This is a genomic window from Gaiella sp., assembly GCF_035710885.1.
Lineage (GTDB): Bacteria > Actinomycetota > Thermoleophilia > Gaiellales > Gaiellaceae > Gaiella.
The window spans coordinates 1-16,713 of record NZ_DASTCS010000011.1; the positions used below are offsets into that span (position 1 = coordinate 1).

13 protein-coding genes and 1 rRNA gene are annotated in these 16,713 nt (G+C 71.7%); 4 read left to right on the forward strand and 10 right to left on the reverse strand.

What is annotated here, in order from left to right:
• The 8 genes from VFO26_RS02695 to VFO26_RS02730 all read right to left on the reverse strand — a co-directional run.
• A 16S ribosomal RNA gene (locus VFO26_RS02695) occupies nt 1–410 on the reverse strand; the annotation flags it as partial.
• A gap of 435 nt (nt 411–845) precedes the next feature.
• Nucleotides 846–2,003, reverse strand: coding sequence for a tyrosine--tRNA ligase (gene tyrS, locus VFO26_RS02700; protein WP_325113338.1), 1,158 nt, complete (start codon nt 2,001–2,003; stop codon nt 846–848).
• Complete coding sequence (locus VFO26_RS02705; protein ID WP_325113339.1) at nt 2,000–3,238, reverse strand: MFS transporter; 1,239 nt, start codon at nt 3,236–3,238, stop codon at nt 2,000–2,002. The genes tyrS and VFO26_RS02705 overlap by 4 nt, the downstream gene beginning before the upstream one ends.
• Nucleotides 3,239–3,281: 43 nt before the next feature.
• Entirely contained in the window at nt 3,282–3,968 is a 687-nt protein-coding gene (locus VFO26_RS02710; RefSeq protein ID WP_325113340.1) for a hypothetical protein, read from the reverse strand.
• Between the two features lie 83 nt (nt 3,969–4,051).
• Nucleotides 4,052–5,491: a sulfite exporter TauE/SafE family protein gene (locus VFO26_RS02715; RefSeq protein WP_325113341.1), complete on the reverse strand. Its 1,440-nt coding sequence runs from the start codon at nt 5,489–5,491 to the stop codon at nt 4,052–4,054.
• Nucleotides 5,492–5,597: 106 nt separating this feature from the next.
• Nucleotides 5,598–7,076 (reverse strand): DUF4331 domain-containing protein, encoded by a 1,479-nt coding sequence (locus VFO26_RS02720; protein WP_325113342.1) that lies wholly within the window; start codon nt 7,074–7,076, stop codon nt 5,598–5,600.
• A gap of 93 nt (nt 7,077–7,169) precedes the next feature.
• A complete protein-coding gene (locus VFO26_RS02725) occupies nt 7,170–8,489 on the reverse strand; it encodes a tetratricopeptide repeat protein (RefSeq protein ID WP_325113343.1) in 1,320 nt (439 codons plus the stop codon).
• 67 nt (nt 8,490–8,556) lie between these two features.
• Nucleotides 8,557–9,861: a DUF4331 domain-containing protein gene (locus VFO26_RS02730; RefSeq protein WP_325113344.1), complete on the reverse strand. Its 1,305-nt coding sequence runs from the start codon at nt 9,859–9,861 to the stop codon at nt 8,557–8,559.
• Nucleotides 9,862–10,037: 176 nt separating this feature from the next.
• Here VFO26_RS02730 and VFO26_RS02735 point away from each other — a divergent pair, with 176 nt between their 5' ends.
• From VFO26_RS02735 to VFO26_RS02750, 4 genes are read left to right on the forward strand one after another with little or no spacing between them, the layout of a single operon-like run.
• Nucleotides 10,038–10,634, forward strand: coding sequence for a sigma-70 family RNA polymerase sigma factor (locus VFO26_RS02735; protein WP_325113345.1), 597 nt, complete (start codon nt 10,038–10,040; stop codon nt 10,632–10,634).
• Nucleotides 10,610–11,326, forward strand: a complete 717-nt coding sequence (locus VFO26_RS02740) for an anti-sigma factor (protein ID WP_325113346.1) — start codon at nt 10,610–10,612, stop codon at nt 11,324–11,326. Before VFO26_RS02735 ends, VFO26_RS02740 begins: the two co-directional genes overlap by 25 nt.
• Before the next feature lie 59 nt (nt 11,327–11,385).
• On the forward strand, nt 11,386–13,368 hold the full coding sequence (locus VFO26_RS02745) for an ATP-dependent DNA helicase RecQ (protein WP_325113347.1): 1,983 nt from the start codon (nt 11,386–11,388) through the stop codon (nt 13,366–13,368).
• A gap of 42 nt (nt 13,369–13,410) precedes the next feature.
• On the forward strand, nt 13,411–15,858 hold the full coding sequence (locus VFO26_RS02750; RefSeq protein ID WP_325113348.1) for a PBP1A family penicillin-binding protein: 2,448 nt from the start codon (nt 13,411–13,413) through the stop codon (nt 15,856–15,858).
• Here VFO26_RS02750 and VFO26_RS02755 read toward each other — a convergent pair.
• Both VFO26_RS02755 and VFO26_RS02760 read right to left on the reverse strand, forming a co-directional pair.
• Entirely contained in the window at nt 15,824–16,387 is a 564-nt protein-coding gene (locus VFO26_RS02755; protein WP_325113349.1) for a DNA-3-methyladenine glycosylase, read from the reverse strand. The two genes, VFO26_RS02750 and VFO26_RS02755, sit on opposite strands and share 35 nt — an antisense overlap.
• Complete coding sequence (locus VFO26_RS02760) at nt 16,384–16,656, reverse strand: hypothetical protein (protein WP_325113350.1); 273 nt, start codon at nt 16,654–16,656, stop codon at nt 16,384–16,386. Before VFO26_RS02760 ends, VFO26_RS02755 begins: the two co-directional genes overlap by 4 nt.
• Nucleotides 16,657–16,713: the final 57 nt, after the last annotated feature.

Here is a 16,713-nt window from a genome sequence, read left to right on the forward strand (position 1 = left end):
ACGCGGCGTCGCTGCGTCAGGCTTTCGCCCATTGCGCAAGATTCCCCACTGCTGCCTCCCGTAGGAGTCTGGGCCGTGTCTCAGTCCCAGTGTGGCTGATCGTCCTCTCAGACCAGCTATGGATCGTCGCCTTGGTGGGCCATTACCCGCACCAACAAGCTAATCCACCGCGGACCCATCCTCGGCCAGAGGCCGAAGCTACCTTTTCCCACGTTCCCCGCAGGGATGTGGGGCCATCCGGCATTAATCCGGGTTTCCCCGGGCTATTCCGGTGCCGAGGGCAGGTTATCCACGTGTTACTCACCCGTTCGCCGCTGTCCCCGGGGCCGAAGCCCCGGTTCTCGCTCGACTTGCATGTGTTAGGCGCGCCGCCAGCGTTCGTCCTGAGCCAGGATCAAACTCTCCGTGAAGAAACAGGCTGCCTGGTGAACCAGGCGAACTGTTGTCTCCCTTCGAGCTCTAACGCCGTCCTTCCCGCGCCGGCCCGAAGGCAGGAACACGGAGGGACGCCGCTCAAAGGCGTCAGTTCCCGTCCTGCCGGGATGGCAGGACGAGTAATGACGGGATAGACGACGTCTTGTCGGCCCGGCCGGCGGACCGGACGGGATCGACGCGACATCGCTTCTCGTCGCACACGCACGCTGTTGAGTTTTCAAGGACCGATGCCGGGGAGGACGGGCAACGAAAAGGCCTCCGCTCGCGCCAGAGGCCTTCAATTTCGACGGGCTACGAAAAGGTCGTATCCGAATCGAGCGAAGGCGCTCCTGGAGTCGCAGGGCTTTCCATTGCCTCCCTCTCGGGCGGCCGAGGGAGTGTAGCAGAGCCCGAAGGGGTGTCAAGACGGCCTAAACCGAGGCTGTGAGCCGCGCGAAGCGCCTCTTGCCGGCCTGCAGAAGCCGCCCGTCGAGGCGCACTCGTGGCAGGTCGAGCTCCGCGACCGGCTGGCCGTCGAGCTTCACGCCTCCCTGCCCGATCAGGCGCCTCGCCTCGCTCGTCGAGAGCCCGAAGGCGGCCGAGATCACGGCCGGGAGATGCACCGGGTCGCCCTCGGGGAGCGGATGCTCAGCGACGTCCGCGGGGGTGCCGCCCTCACGGACGACCCTGGTGAAGTGCGCCTCCGCCGCGCGCGCGGCCTCCTCTCCGTGCGACCGCCTGACCACGAAGCGCGCGAGCTCGAGCTTGGCCTCCATCGGCTCGACGTCGGGAACCGGCTGCTCGGCGACGAGCGTCCACCACTGCTCCAGCATGTCGTCGGGTATGCGCATCGTCCTCCCGAACTGCTCCTCCGGAGGAGCGGTCAGGGGGACGTTGTTCCCCACGGACGAGCTCATCTTCGCGCCGTCCCACGAGAGCAGGAGCGGCGTCGTGAGAACGACCTGTGGGTCGAGCCCGTACGCCTCCATGACCGTCCGCCCGGCGAGCAGGTTGTAGAGCTGGTCGGTCCCGCCGAGCTCCACGTCTGCCTCGACGGCGACGGAGTCGTACGCCTGCATCAGCGGGTAGAGGAGCTCCGAGACCGAGATCGGCTCGTTCGCCCGGTACCGGTTCGCGAAGTCGTCCCGCTCGAGGATCTGCGACACGGTCGTCGTCCGTGTCAGGCGGAGGACGTCCGCGAAGTCCAGGCCCGACAGCCACTCGCCGTTGAAGCGCACCTCGGTGCGGTCCCGGTCGAGGATGATCATCGCCTGGTCGATGTACGTCTGCGCGTTCAGGTCGATCTCCTCGGGGTCGAGCAGCGGACGCTCGCTGGAGCGTCCCGACGGATCGCCGATCCGCGTCGTGTAGTCGCCGATGATGAGGACACCGACGTGGCCCGCGTCCTGGAAGGCGCGCATCCTCTGCAGGGGGATCGCTCGACCGATGTGGATATCCGGTGAGGTGACGTCGATCCCCAGTTTGACCCGCAACGGGCGATCGAGCTCGAGCTTCTCCGCGAGGCCGTTCTCCGGGAGCAGGTGCACCGCGTTGCGCGCAAGGACGGAGAGTGGCGTGCTCGTGCTCACCGGGAGCCGATCGTACCCGTGCCCGGCTCCGGGCCCGGTTCCGCGAGCCTCCCGCGCCAGGCGGCGAGGACTCCGAGCCCGGCGATCCCGGCGAGCGCGGCGAGCCCGCCGGCCAGCCAGAGGGTCGGGCGAGGGCCGAGCAGCCCGACCACGACGCCGCCGACGGCGAGCGCGCCCAGCTCGGCAGCGTTCCGCACTCCGTTCCAGGCCGCGAACGCCCGGCCGTGCCTCTCCGGCGGGATACGCACGTGGATCAGTGTTCTCGACGCGACGTTCTTCAGGCCGTGCCCGATTCCCCCGACGAAGTACGTGACCAGCATGAACCCGAAGACGAGCCAGAAGGGGGCGACGAACTTCCCCAGGCCCTGGACGGTGACGCCCACGAGCGCGGCGCCCGCGAGGGCCGGGATCGCGACGCGCCGCGCCACCACGTTCGCGCCGACGAGCATCCCGAGCATCCAGGCGCTGAGGACGACGCCGATCCCGATGTCCTCCACATCGAGGACGTCCTCGACGTAGACGAGGTCGGCGGGGATCGATGCCGACATGAAGAGCAGCGAGACGAAGACGACGACGACCATCAGCCCGACGACCCGGTCGCCGAGGAGGAAGACGAGCCCGTCCCGTGCCCGCCGGCGCTCGCCCTCGACGTGGGTGTCGAAGCGCCGCCGCACTGCGAGCGAGAGCCCCGCGAGGCCGACGACGACGAAGGACGCCGCGTCGACGAGCATCGCGGCGGCGGTGCCGCCCGCCGTGACGAGCAGGCTCCCGGACAAGGGACCCAGCGCGAGGCCCAGCGACCGGGCGGTCTCGACGAGCCCGTTGGCGCGCTGCAGCTCGCGCTCCCCCGAGACGACCGGCACGAGTGCGAACTCCGCGGCCTGGGCGACGGCGATGCCGGAGCCGAGCAGCGCGGCGAGCCCGAGCAGCAGCCACAACGACCCGGCCGCAGCGAGGCCGATCGCGACGACCGCCTGGGCGAGCGAGGTGGCGACGAGCAGGGAGCGCGTCTCGACGCGGTCGACGAGCAGGCCGACATGCCCCGACAGCAGGACGACCGGCGCCCACAGGCAGATGAACATCGCTGCGATTGCGACGCCGCTGCCCATCCCCTCCCCGGACATGTTCTTCGCCTGGAGCCCGAGGGCGACCAGCGCGATCCCGTCACCGAGCGCGGAGAGCCCGATCGCCGCCGCGAGCACGTGCAGATCGCGCCCCCCGGCCTCGACCGCCATGCCGCGAGTATTCCGCCTCGAGGCTCGGCAGGCAAAGACTCCGTCAGAACGGGTAGGGCGCGAGGCTCCAGGCCGCCGCCGCGTACCAGAGGCCGAAGGCCAGGCTGGCAACGCCGAGACCGGGAGCGACAGCCGCGACGGCGCCCCGCGTCCCGTTGGCACCGAGCACGGCGCCGAAGCCGGTGGTGACGAGCGTCATCGAGACGGCGGTGAAGAGAGCGAGCACGAGCAGCGCTGCGATCGCGACGTCGCGGCTCGGGATCGCAGCGAGGAGGAGCACGCCGACACCGGCGCTCCCGCCCATCCCGTGCACGAGCCCGATCCCGAAGGCGCCGTGGGAGGTGCGTACCGGGTGCGCGTGGTCGTCGCTCTCGGCGCCGAGGCGCTCGAAGGCGCCGTGACGCCAGCGCACGAGCAGACGCACGCCGAGGAACACGATCAGGGCCGCCACCGCGGACTCCGCGCCGCGCTGGACGTTCTCGGGCAGGTACCGCTCGGCGACGAGGATCGGGATGCCGAAGACGACGAGCGTGACGGCGTGCCCCAGGCCCCACCACAGCCCGAGGCGTGCAGCCGCACCGGTTGCGCGCTCACGGCCCGCCGCGACGAGCGTCGAGACCGCCGCGATGTGGTCCGGGTCCGTGGCGTGCCGGACGCCGAGCAGCACGGCGACGAGGATGACGACTCCGATCGACGCTCCCTCCGACAGTCCTGCGATCCACTCGTCCATGCCGAACATCCTCGTTGCTCCTCTCCGTGTCGGTCGGTGACGCGTGTGGTTCGCCGGGAGCGCCCGCGCGGTTCGGTCGGGGCTCAGGTGATGCCGGGGATTGCCCGGACGGTGATCACCACGCCGACGGCCAGGATCACGACCGCGCTGACCGCGGGGAGCGCGCGGATCACCGGGCCGTCGAAGTGCGCTCTCGAGAAGGCGCGCCGCGCGAGCACCGCAGCGAGCCCGATCGCCGTGATCGTGGCGGCAAGCCCGACGCTGAACGCGACGATCAGCGCCAGCCCGAATGCGACCCGGTGGAGGGCGATCGCGCCCAGCAGGACGACGAGCGCCGACGGGCAGGGAAGCAGCCCGGCCGCGATCCCCACCCCGAGGAGCCCGCGCGACGTGAGCCCGTCGTCGTCGTGGTGGTGGTCGCCGTGCACGTGCACGCGGTGGTCGTGGTGGTGGCCGTGCTCGTGGGCGTGGTGGTCGCCGCCCCCATCGTGGGCATGGCCGTGGTGCCGATCGCGCAGGCGGCTTCGCAGCACGCCCGCCCCCACGCCGACGACGAGCAGGCCGGAGACCAGGGTCAACCAGGGATAGAGCTGCTCCGGCACGAGGAACTGCGAGAGCAGCAGGGTGACGAGCCCGAGCGCGAACACCCCTGCCGTGTGCGTGACCGTCACCGTGGCGCCGAGCACGAACGCATGCCGCGGGCGTCCCCTTGTCCCGACCAGGTAGCCCGCCACGAGCGCCTTGCCGTGGCCGGGGGTGAGCGCGTGCGCCGCGCCCCAGAAGGCGGCGACGAGGAGCGAGACGAGCACCGCGCCGAGCGTGAGGTCCCGATCCTCGACAAGGGCGGCGAAGCCGTCATCGACAGCCGCCTCCGAGGCGCGTGGGAAGGCGACCGACCGGCCCAGGGCCGGTGCCACTCCGTCGTCGCCCGGCGTATAGCGCGCGCTCGCCGCTCGGACGTCGAGCGGGCTCGAGAGGAAGTCGTCCGGATAGGTCCGCAGCCGATCGCTCACGCTGCGAACGGGCGCAGTCGACGAGGCGAGCCGGGCTCCTCGTTCGGCGCGAACGACGATCTCGCGCCAGCCCAGCCGGCCGGCGAAGACCTCGTCACGGATCGTGACGGTGTGCTCCTCGCCGGTCGTCAGCACACCACCGTCGAGGACGACCTCGAAGCGCGTCGTCCGGAGACCTGCGGCACCTGCGGGGAAGGTGAGCCTGTGGCGGAGGGGAGCGAGGGCGCGCCGCACGCCGTCGACGCGGACCGCCAGCCCGTCGGCGATCGTCGAGCTCAGCTCGGCCGCGTACCGTCCGCGACCCAGCGCGACGACGCGGTCGCGCTCCTGAAACGTACGGATCTCGGCGAGATCGAGGACGTAGTGCACGAACGCGCGATCGCCGGAGAGCACGACCTCGGCGTGGTGGTTGGTGGTGAAGTTGCCGAGCGGATGCGCGCTCGCGGTGCCCGACAGCGTCAGGGCGAGCCCGATTGCGGCGACGAGCGCTACGGCGGTCCGGCGAAGCATCGACGAGCTCCTTTCATCGCGTCCGACACGACCTGTTCGCACGCGAGGGCAGGGCGGTTCGGTGGACGGAGCCGACGCCATGCCGGCCCCGTCCACCGTGAGGCGTCTAGCGGTTCGCGTGGACTCGCGTCACGCCGTCGTGCGGCGAGGCGAGGAACGGGAACGCCGTCGGATATGCCTTGTCGTTCGACTCCACGCCGTCGATGGTCGCCAGCGGCACGTAGTTCGGGCCGCCGACCGCCTTCGCGGCGATGTCCGTCACGTCGTCCTTGGGACGCCGGCCGTTCGGCCACGCGGCGGGGTCGCCGCCGAGCGCGCCGGGGATGCTCGACTGCTGAGCGAGCGGGGTCGGCGGCGTCGTCAGGTTGAGCCGGAGCAGGTCGGAGTTCTCCCCGGCCCGTCCCTCCCCGTAGACGATCGGGTTGTACTGCAGGAGCAGCGCCTGCAGGTCGGTGCGGTTGAACCCGGCCAGGTCGAGACCGGTGTTGGCCGGTGGGTTGGGCGTGCAGCCGTCGACCGGGATCAGACAGCCGGTCGGGACGCCGAACACGAGCTGCTCGGCGAGCGCGAACCGCGGCTTGAGGTAGTAGCTCAGGAACCGCGACTCGTCGTCGGGCTTCGTCCCGTTCCAGCGGTCCTTGTCGACCGTGCCGATGACCAGCTCGTTCACGAGCGGATTCGCGAGCCGCTGCACCTGGACGCGGGCGAGGCCGCCCGAGGACAGGTCGATGCCTCGTTCCGTCCGGATCGTGACCCTCGGCCGAGTCGTGAACCCGTACGCCCCGATCACGCTCGAGCCGTTCGAGATCATCGCCATCGGCACCTCGATGGCGATCGTGTGCACGTTGTGCCCCGCGAGCATGTCGATCCCCGAGCCCCGGACGAACGGGTTCAGGTTGAGCGTGTCGAACGCTGCTCCGAGGTCGATGTAGAACGGGTCGTCACGAGGCCCTGCGAAGACCCGGATCCCGCCGTCGAGCTGCTTCACGCCCTCGGAGAGGAAGTTCGCCTCGTAGTTGGGCGTCGTCCGCGGCCCGACGTTGTCCGGCAGCACGGGCAGCGAGCCGTTGTGGAGCTTCCTGCCGTTCATCGAGACCTCGTACGTCTGCCGGAGCCCGTTGCCGGGGTCGTCCACGTCGTCCACGACGGGCAGCGGGCCGCCGCCGATGTAACGCAGCGGGAGCCCGAGGTCCTTCGTGAGCCCACGGATCTCGTTCTGGAAGCGGACGTCGAAGCGGACGTCCTCCGCCTTGCCGTCGCGATCGTTGTCGATCCCGATCGAGTACGTGACGCTCGGGTCGAAGCCGTAGTAGTTCGGTCCCGAGCTCGGCTCCTCGCCGGGGTTGACGTTCATCAGCAGCACGACCCGGTCGCTCTTGCCGGGCTCGTAGCTTCGGAACGCGAAGAAGTCGCTGATGTCCGCTGCGGGATCGAGCGAGATCAGCGGCGCTTCGCGGTGGCTGGCGGCGTTGGCACCGTCGGGCGCGGCGCGGCCGGCGAACAGGGCTGCGATCGCGGCGGCCGTGACGAGCGCGAGTACGAGCGCGAGCCCTCCTCTCCTGGCCGTCATGTTCCTACGGGTCATGTGTCCTCCTTGTCGTGGCGGTCGGCGGTGGTTCGCATCCGACGGGGGTGGCGGTTCACGCCGAGGTCCCGGAGTTGCGGCTCCCCTCGTGGATCAGGCCGCGAGCCGCCGCGCGACAGGCGCCCAGCGGACCGAGAAGGCGGGGTCGAGGGCGAGCGCCTTCCGGGCCCACAGGCGCGCCGCGGCCCGATCGCCCGCGCAGCGTTCGATCTCCGCACGGTGGAAGAAGAGGAGACCGTCGCGCGTGCCGAGCCTGAGCGAGCGCTCGGACCACCGACGCGCCTCGTCGCACCGGCCGGTTCGGGCCAGCGCCCAGGCCAGCGCGTCGTCGCCCAGGATCGACGGCCGCGCAGCCCGCGCGGCGCGTGCACGCGCGACGAGGGTTGCCGTGCCGATCCGCCGGTCGGCGTCGAACACCGCCGACTCGACGTCGGTGCGCACGCCGTTCGCGGCGAGCAGCCGGTCGATCGCCCGGACGGTCGCGACCTGCCGCCGCGCGGCCGGGCGATCTCCCGCCTGCTCGTGGAGATCGGCAAGGAGCGCGACGAACTGGGGTAGCGGGACGGCCTCCGCGGCGCGACGCGCGAGGCGGATCGCACCCGGAAGCCTCCCGCGCGCCGCCTCGACACGCGCGAGCTGCTCCGCCGCGTAGACGTAGCCCGGTAGGAGCGCTTGCGCAACCCGGAGGTGTCGTTCCGCACGCGAGAGGTTCCCGGTTCGCAGGTCGAGCTTCGCGAGCTCCACGTTCGCCCACGCCGCAGGCTCGCGTTGCCCGTAGGCGGCGTCCGCCGCGAGCTGCATCACTGCGCGCGCGCCGCTCAGGTCTCCGAGCAGCTCGCGTGCATAGGCGATCCGGGCGTACGACGCCACGCTCGGCCGCAGCGCCACCATCCGCTCGAACGCACGGAAGGCCTCCTCGTAGCGGCCGAGCTCGAGGAGCGCGTCGCCGACGACCCCGAAGGGACGCGCGCTCGAGGGCGCGAGCCGCTGGGCGCGGCGTCCGAGCTCGAGAGCTGCGCGGAAGTCGTGGCGGATGAGGGCGAGCGACCCGAGTCCCGTCACCGCGAGCGCGTCGCGCGGCTCGAGCCGGAGCGCCCGGCGCAGCGCCGTCTCGGAGCGAGGCAACGTCGAGGCGTCCGCCGTCTCGCGCCAGCGCTGCTGGTACGCGTAGCCCAGCAACACGAGCGACTCGACGTCGGCCGGGCCCTCACGCACCGCGCGTTCGAGCTCGCGGACGTCGGTGCCTCCCGCTGCCGAGATCCCGGCGAGGACGCGATCCGCGGCGAGGGCCGGGCTCGCGCCGGCCGGCTCGCGAACCACGCCCTCGCCGTCCCACAGGAGCCCGCCGAAGAGCGAGCCGATCGCGAGGCTCGACAGGACGGCGGCGGCAAGGATGAGCTTTGGGGCACGCACGAGAATCCTCGGGCCTGGTTCGCCGACGAGGCCGGTCCGGATCGGACCGGCCTCGCGGCGAGGGCTGCTACCTCTGCAGCAGGCCCTTCGTGTTGTCGAAGCCGGACTTCGGGTCGGCCGCGTACGGGAACGCGCCGAGCAGCGCGACGTCGTCTCCGTCGACGCCGTCGCCGAGCGGCAGCTTCCGGTCCTTGAGGAAGCCGCCCACCGCCTGCTCGGCGATGTCGATCACGTCGTCCCCCAGGCGGCGACCGTTCGGCCAGCCCTGGTTGTCACCCCCGAGCACGCCCAGCCGGCTGGGCTTTGCCGTCACGGGGATCCCGAGGTTGAGCCGGAGCACGTCGGCGAGCTTCGGCCCCGTGAAGTTCAGCTTCGGGACGCCTGTGAGCAGGACGGCGACGAGATCGTCGCGTCCCGTCTCGGGGGCTCCGAGCTTGTAGAGCTTGTTGATCACCGCAGCGAGGATCGGCGTCCGGTAGTAGCGCTCGAACTCCTTCTCGTTCCACGGCTGCAGGGCGTTCCACCGGTCCTTGAGGCCGGTCGGGATGACCACCTCGTTGACGAGCGGGTTGCCGAGGCGGTTCACCTGCACCCAGGCACCGGTGTCGCGGGTCGCAGCCCCGCGGGTCGTGACCTTCCGCCGGTCGACGGAGGCCCAGACGCCGATCGTGCCGTTCTTCGCACCGAGCGCCGCGATCGGCACCTGGACGGCGAACGTGTGGACGCCGTAGCCGGCGAAGAAGTCCTTACCGCCGCCCATGTTCCCCGTGCCCTTACGGATGGCGACGAGGTCGAAGATGGCGCCGATGTCGCCGAAGAACGGATCGTCCCTCTGCCCGGCGAACGCCTTCGAGGCGCCGCCGTCGAAGGATGCGATCGACTTCGTGACGAGGCCGCGGTAGTTCGGCGTCGAGCGCTTGCCGATGTTGTTCGGCGCCGTCGTCCCGCGGGCGACGACCGTCGACTTCCCCTTCGCGATCCGCGTCACCGTGAACGGCTGGGCGGTGTCGCCGAGGAAGAACTGGCCGGTCCTGCGCTGGAACTGGAACCGGTAGATGACGTCCGGCTGCACGTCGCCGGTCGTGTCGATCTTGAGGTTGTACCGCGCGCTCGGTGAGAACGTGTAGTACAGCGGCCCCGCGCCCGGATCCTCGCCCGGGATCACGTTCGCCAGGATGGTCACCGTGCCCGGCTTGTCGGGGCTCCGGAACGCGTAGACGTCCGTCAGGTCCGCTGCGGGATCGTCGGCGATCACCGGCGCCTCGCGGTGGCTGGACGCGGTTCCGTCCCCGGGACCGAGTGTGATGGCCGCTCCGAGAGCGGCTGTGCCGACCGCGGCAGCGAGTGCCACGATCGCGATGGCCTTTCGCATCGTCGTGCTCCTTCTGTGGGGGTCATCGGTCATCGCGACGTTGTTCGCGGCCCCCACCACCCCGGTTCGGACCGCGCGCCGAGTGCACCGAACCGGCCGGCGGGGGCAGGCGAATCAGGGGCGTGCTCGCCGACACGCTCTCCAGGCCTGCCCGGATGCGCCAAGATGAACGGGCGTTGCCCCGGCACACGCACATGTCCGACGAGGCGCTCGTGGCGCTCGTGGCGCGCGGCGACGACAGCGCGCTCGGCGAGCTGTACGACCGCGTGGGCCGGGTCGCGTACGGGATCGCGTATCGCATCCTGCGCGACGAGCGGCTTGCCGAGGACGCGGTGCAGGAGGGATTCCTGGCCGTGTGGCGCTCGGCCGCGACGTTCCGCGCCGAGCGGGCCAAGGCGAGCACATGGATCGTGACACTGGTGCACCGCAGAGCCGTCGACATCGTGCGAAAGGAAGAGCGGCGGCGAGCCGAGCCGCTCCAGGCGGAGGCCCGTCCGGAAACGCCGGATCCCTCCGGGTCGGCGGAGGACGCCGCGTGGCTCGGCTTCGAGCGCGACCGCGTGCAGGCAGCGCTCAGGACGCTTCCCGACGCTCAGCGCGAGGCCATCGAGCTTGCCTACTACGGCGGCTATTCGCAGTCCGAGCTGGCCGAGAGGCTCGGGTTACCACTGGGTACCATCAAGAGCAGGATGTTCGCCGGCCTCGCGCGGCTGCGCGAAGTGCTGGACGACGCCGAATCAGAGGGATCATGGACGCCGAGGCTCACGAGCTGATCGCCGGATACGCGCTCGACGCGCTCGACGAGTCCGACCAGGCGCGCGCGAAGGAGCTGCTCGCGACCTCCGAGGAGGCGCGCGAGGAGCTCCGGTCGCTCACCGAGGTCGCCTCGGCGCTCGCGACCGCAGCGGCCGGTCCCACGCCCCGGCCCGAGCTGCGGCAGCGGATCCTCGAGGGCGCGCGCGCCGAGCCCCAGAACGTCGTCTCGCTGGAGGAGCGGCGGCGCTCCCGCCTCGTCCCCGTGCTCGGCGCCGCGGCTGCGCTCGCGGCATGCGCGGCGCTCGCGGCCGGGCTCTGGGGCGCCTCCGTCTCGTCCGACCTCGACGACGCGCGCGACGCGCTCGAGCGGGAGCGGACCGCGGCGGCCGTGCTCGCCCAGCCCGTGTCGGAGTCGTCGCTCACGGGCAACACGGGCCGGCTGGTCGTCGGCGAGGACGGACGGGCAGTGCTCGTCCTGTCGAGCCCCCCGCCGGTGCCGGCCGGCAAGACGTACCAGATGTGGGTCATCGACGACGGCAAGCCGGTCTCGGGCGGCCTCTTCGCGCCGGACGACGGCACGCTTGCGATCCCGGTGGACGGCCGCGTCGCCGAAGGCTCGGTCGTGGCCGTCACGGTCGAGGACGGCGACGGGGCTGAATCGCCCTCGGGTGAGCCGGTGATCGCTTCCGAGCCCATCACGCTCTCGTAGCCGCATTCGGCACGAAGAGGTCACAGAGGCTCTCCGACCCGACCCGTACACTCGTTCGGGTGAGCGACCTGCGTCCGGCTCTCCGGGAGCTCTTCGGCTTCGACGACTTCCGCCCGGGCCAGGAGGCCGTGGTACGGGCGGCGCTCGCCGGCGTCGACACCCTCGCCGTGATGCCCACGGGCGCCGGCAAGTCGCTCACCTACCAGCTCGCGGCGATGCTCCGGCCCTCTCCGACGCTCGTCCTCTCGCCGCTCATCGCGCTGATGAAAGACCAGGTCGACAAGCTCCCTCCCCGGATCGGCGCGACGGCGACCTTCGTCAACTCGTCGCTCGGCCCGGCCGAGGCGGGGGAGCGGCTCGAGTCGGTCCGCTCGGGTGCGACGCGGATCCTCTACGCGGCGCCGGAGCGGCTGCGCCAGGAGTCCTTCGTCCGCACCCTCAGGTCGATCGGCGTCGGTCTCGTGGTGATCGACGAGGTGCACTGCGTCAGCATGTGGGGCCACGACTTCCGCCCCGACTACCTCTTCATCCGACGTGCGCTCGACGAGCTCGCCGGGCCGGCCGTGCTCGGCATGACGGCCACCGCGACGCCTGCGAACGCCTCTGCGATCGCCGACGCCCTCGGTCGTCGGCTCGAGCTCGTGCGGACGAGCGTCCACCGGTCGAACCTGCGTTACGACGTGGAGCGGGCGGAGAACGCCGAGGAGCGGCTGCGCGCGCTCCTCCACCGCCTACGGGGGCTGACGGACGGAGTCGCGATCGTCTACGCACGCTCCCGGCGCTCCTGCGAGGAGATCGCCCGGACGCTGCGCGGGCACGGGATCCGTGCCGAGCACTACCACGCCGGCCTGGAGGCGCGCGAGCGGACGCGCGTCCAGGAGGCCTTCGTCGACGGGCGCACGCCCGTCGTCGTGGCGACCACGGCGTTCGGCATGGGAATCGACAAGGCGAACGTCCGCCTCGTCGCGCTCGCCAACCACCCCGACTCCCTGGAGAGCTACGTCCAGATGGTCGGCCGAGCAGGGCGGGACGGCCGGCCCAGCGACACCGTGCTCCTGGCGGGGGACGCCGACGCTGCGGCGCTGCGGCGCTTCGCGCTCGGCGACGTCCCGACCCCGGAGCTCCTGCGACGCGTCTACCGCGCACTGCGTGACGCAGGCGGCACGGTCGAGCCGGAGGCGCTCGACCGGACGGCGGGGGACGGCCATGATCCGCGCGTTCTCGTCGGGATGCTCGAGCAAGCAGGCATCGTCCGCCGCGGCTACGACGCGGGACGTGCGCTGCGGGTCGAGCTCCTTCCCGTCGCGGCCGGCGCCGGCGGCGCCGTCGACATGCTCCTGGACCGTTATGCCCGCGAGTCCGCCGCGCGCGTGGAGCGCATCGTCGCCTTCGCGGAGGTCGAGCGCTGCCGCCATCTCCAGGTCGCAGAGCACTTCGGCGAGACGCTGGACGGGCCTTGCGGGGCGTGCGACGTCTGCGCGCCCCGAGACGAGAGCCGTACGGCACCGGTCGCCGCCGCGTCCAGGCCGCTGCCGGAGGATCCGGCCCGGACGATCGTCGACGCCGTCGATGCCCTCACCTGGCCGCTGGGACGGCGCAGCCTCGTCGCGATGCTGCGGGGCTCCGTGAAGGCGCCGCCCTCCGCCCGGCGCTCCACGGCGTACGGTGCGCTGGCGGCCGCGTCGGAGGCCGAGGTGACCCGCTGGGTGCGCGCGCTCGAGGCCGCCGGCGCGCTGGTCGAGGTCGAGAGCGAGGGGTTCCGCGTCCTCCACACGAGGCCGTCCGCCGATCTCCCGTCACTCGGCCGCCCCCTCGTCTCGCAGGGGAGCGAGCCACTTGTGGCGGAGCTTCGCGCCTGGCGGTCGCGACGGGCACAGGAGGACGGCGTCCCGGCGTTCGTCGTGCTCCACGACACCACGCTCCACGAGCTCGCGGCCCGACGACCTGCCTCGTCCGCAGAGCTGGCCGGGGTGCGGGGGCTCGGGCCCGCGAAGCTCGAGCGCTACGGCCCCGAGCTGCTGGCCGTGCTCGCAACCGCATAGCGCGGCCGATTCGCCCTGGTCAGGGCTACACTTCGCCGCGCAGTGCGGCTTCGACGACGTACGGATGAGGCGGCGCCGAGGCGCGGCCGGATCCGGAAGCTGCGACTCCTGGCGCTGCTGCTCGTCCTGCTCGCGCTCGCCGGCGTGGCGTTCAGCTACGGGCTCGTGACCGCGATCCGCAGCGAGCTCGGAGCCCTCGACCCCTCCAACCCGCGGGGTGACGTCGACACCGTGATCTACTCGGCGCCCAACAAGTCGGGGCAGCGCCGCGTGCTGGCGATCCTGCGCGGGGAGGAGAGCCGGGTGCTCGTCCCCTCCGAGGAGATCGCGCCGATCATGAAGCAGGCGATCGTGGCGGTCGAGGACAAGCGCTTCTACGAGCACAACGGCGTCGACGTCCGCGGCATCCTCCGCGCGGCCTGGGAGGACATCCGGAGCAAGGCGGTCGTCGAGGGTGGCTCGACGATCACACAGCAGTACGTCAAGAACGCGTACAGCCGCAACGACCAGACGATCGCGCGCAAGGTGCGCGAGGCAGCGCTCGCCTGGCAGCTCACCCAGCGCTGGTCGAAGGACCGGATCCTGACCGCCTACCTCAACACGATCTACTTCGGGAACGGCGCCTACGGGATCCTCCAGGCAGCCCGGACGTACTTCCGGGGCAAGAGCGCGGAGGAGCTGACACTCCCCGAGGCGGCGCTCCTCGCGGGAATCCCCTCCAGCCCCGCGCTCTACGACCCGGTGCAACACCCCGCGGCCGCCCGTCAGCGGCGCGCATACGTCCTCGATCAGCTCCACGAGCAGGGTCGGATCACGGCCGCCGAGCAGCGCAAGGCCAATGCGACGCCCCTGCCCAAGCCAGAGGACGTCGGGTTGCCCGGGACGCGGGGGCCGGCGCCGTACTTCGTCAACTACGTCACCGACCAGCTCGTCGCGCAGTACCGCGCGGAGCGTGTGTTCGGCGGCGGGCTCGAGGTGACGACGACGATCGACCTCGACCTCCAGGAGAAGGCGCGGGAGGCGATCGAGAAGGTGCTCCGGACACCGGACGGGCCGGCGGCGGCGCTGGTCGCGATCGATCCCCGGACGGGCGCCGTCAAGGCGATGTTCGGAGGAACGAACTTCCGGCGCAGCCAGTTCAACCTGGCGACGCAGGCGGAGCGCCAGCCGGGGTCGTCCTTCAAGCCGATCGTGCTCGCAGCCGCGTTCCGCAAGGGCATCGCTCCGGGGACGCGCATCACCTCGAAGCCGATCGAGATCGTGGCGGGCGACCGGATCTGGCCCGTGAAGAACTACGAGGGCAGCTACCTCGGCCAGGTCGACCTCGCACGGGCGATGGTCTCGTCCGACAACTCCGTGTACGCGCAGCTGACGAACATCGTCGGGCCGAAGGCGATCGTCGAGACCGCGCATCGCCTCGGGATCCGCTCCAACCTCCCGGCCTACTTCTCGATCGGCCTCGGCTTCGTCGCGGTCAACCCGCTCGACATGGCGCGCGCGTACGCGACCATCGCGAACGAGGGAAAGCGCGTGGACGGCTCGATCACGAAGGACCGTCCCCGGGTGGTGCGCAGCGTTCGCTTCCGGAAGAGCGGCAAGGTCGTCGACAACGAGCCCGTTGCCCGACAGGTCCTCGCGCCCGCCGAGGCGGCGACGATGACGACGATCCTCGAACGGGTCGTCGAGCAGGGCACGGGCCAGCGGGCGCAGCTCGCCGACCGCACCGCGGCGGGGAAGACGGGCACGAACGACAACTACGCCGACGCCTGGTTCGTGGGATACACGCCCGAGCTCGCGGTCGCCGTGTGGGTCGGGTACCCGAACGAGCTCCGGCCGATGGAGACGGAGTTCAACGGCGAGCCCGTCGCGGGCGGCACGCTGCCGGCGCTGATCTGGAAGGCGTTCATGACACGGGCGCTCGACACGAGGTCGCCGACGTCGTTCAGGCCCCCGCCGTACCTGCCCTCGTACGACGCCCGGGTCGTGTTCCGCGGCGGCAAGTGGCGGCTCGACAACGGCTTCTGCCCCGCCACCCGCGTGATCAGGTACTTCGCGGGGCGCCTGCCCGAGTCGACCGCGACGTGCTATGCGAACGAGGTCTCGGTCCCCGTCGTGGTCGGCCGCTCCGTCGAGTCGGCCCGGGTTGCCCTGCGGTCGGTGCCGCTCGCAGCCGACGTCGTCTACGTCCCCGCCAAGCCCCGCACGCGCCCGGGCGAGGTGATGAAGCAGACGCCGCGAGGCGGCTTCCTCTCCGCGAACGGGACGGTGCGCCTCTGGGTCTCCGCCGCGCAGGACGGCCTCGTACCGAACCTGATCGGCTCGAGCCTGCCCGACGCGCGGGAGCGGAGCCGCAAGCTGCGGCTCAAGCTGAAGGTCCAGTACGGGGACGGTCCGGCAGGGACGGTGGTCAAGCAGAGCCTCGAGGCCGGTGTCGCGGTCGAGCCGGGGCTGCCGCTCACGCTGCTCGTCGGCCGCGGCTCGACCAGCTAGTCCCTCTCTCGACGTAGCGCCAGTCGTGGTCGGCGGCGCGGGTGATGCCGATCCGGGTCGTCCGCTCGACCGGGAGCACACGGTCGGGCGCGACGAGCTCGAACGGCGGGACGGCGAGGTCGGCCCCGTCGTGCGCGCCCGTGAGCCCGAGCGCCTGCGTCAGCCGCCCCGGGCCCGAGCAGAGCAGCCGGTCGTCGTCGGTGCCCCGGCGGGCGCGCATCCGGTCGAGCCCGTGGGTCGGCTCGAGTGCCCGGAGGAGGACGGCGGAGCCGTGGCCGGCCGGCCCGCAGACGACGTTCGCGCACCAGTGGATCCCGTAGGAGCGGTACACGTACAGCCGCCCGGGCTCGCCGAACATCACGGCGTTCCGGGACGTCGGGCCGCGGAACGAGTGGCTCGCCGGGTCGTCGGCGTCGTACGCCTCGACCTCCACGATCCGCCCGCCGACGGCGTCGAGGAGGATTGTCCACCCGATCAGCGCAGGCGCAGCGTCGTGCACGCTCCCTGCGACGAGCTCGGCGAAGGTCACTCCGAGGACTCGAACAGCTGCGGATGGCGCGCGACGGTACCGCGTGCGGCGCGGCGTCGCCGCGAGGCCGGCTCGGCGACGCTCTCGATCTCCTCGAGGATCGTCTCCTGCGTGCGCGAGGCGACGACCGGCTCGGGGATCCCCTCGACCCACACGAGCGTGCGCCGGCCGCTGCCGCGGTCGTCTCCCGTGATCGGCTCGAGGGCATAGATCCGGTCGGCGCGCACGTACTTGCCGAATCCCAGGAACACCATCCCGTGGCCCGCCATGGGCCGTAGTATCGCCCTCCCGCGCGCCTGCGTGCCACGACTCGGCGGACGCGAGGG

Excerpts from the sequence above, each read along its gene's own strand:
- VFO26_RS02715 (WP_325113341.1), bottom strand. The coding sequence starts at position 5,491 with ATGCTTCGCCGGACCGCCGTAGCGCTCGTCGCCGCAATCGGGCTCGCC.
- VFO26_RS02710 (WP_325113340.1), bottom strand. The coding sequence starts at position 3,968 with ATGGACGAGTGGATCGCAGGACTGTCGGAGGGAGCGTCGATCGGAGTC.
- VFO26_RS02720 (WP_325113342.1), bottom strand. The coding sequence starts at position 7,076 with ATGACCCGTAGGAACATGACGGCCAGGAGAGGAGGGCTCGCGCTCGTA.
- VFO26_RS02740 (WP_325113346.1), top strand. The coding sequence starts at position 10,610 with ATGGACGCCGAGGCTCACGAGCTGATCGCCGGATACGCGCTCGACGCG.
- VFO26_RS02760 (WP_325113350.1), bottom strand. The coding sequence starts at position 16,656 with ATGGCGGGCCACGGGATGGTGTTCCTGGGATTCGGCAAGTACGTGCGC.
- VFO26_RS02705 (WP_325113339.1), bottom strand. The coding sequence starts at position 3,238 with ATGGCGGTCGAGGCCGGGGGGCGCGATCTGCACGTGCTCGCGGCGGCG.
- VFO26_RS02730 (WP_325113344.1), bottom strand. The coding sequence starts at position 9,861 with ATGCGAAAGGCCATCGCGATCGTGGCACTCGCTGCCGCGGTCGGCACA.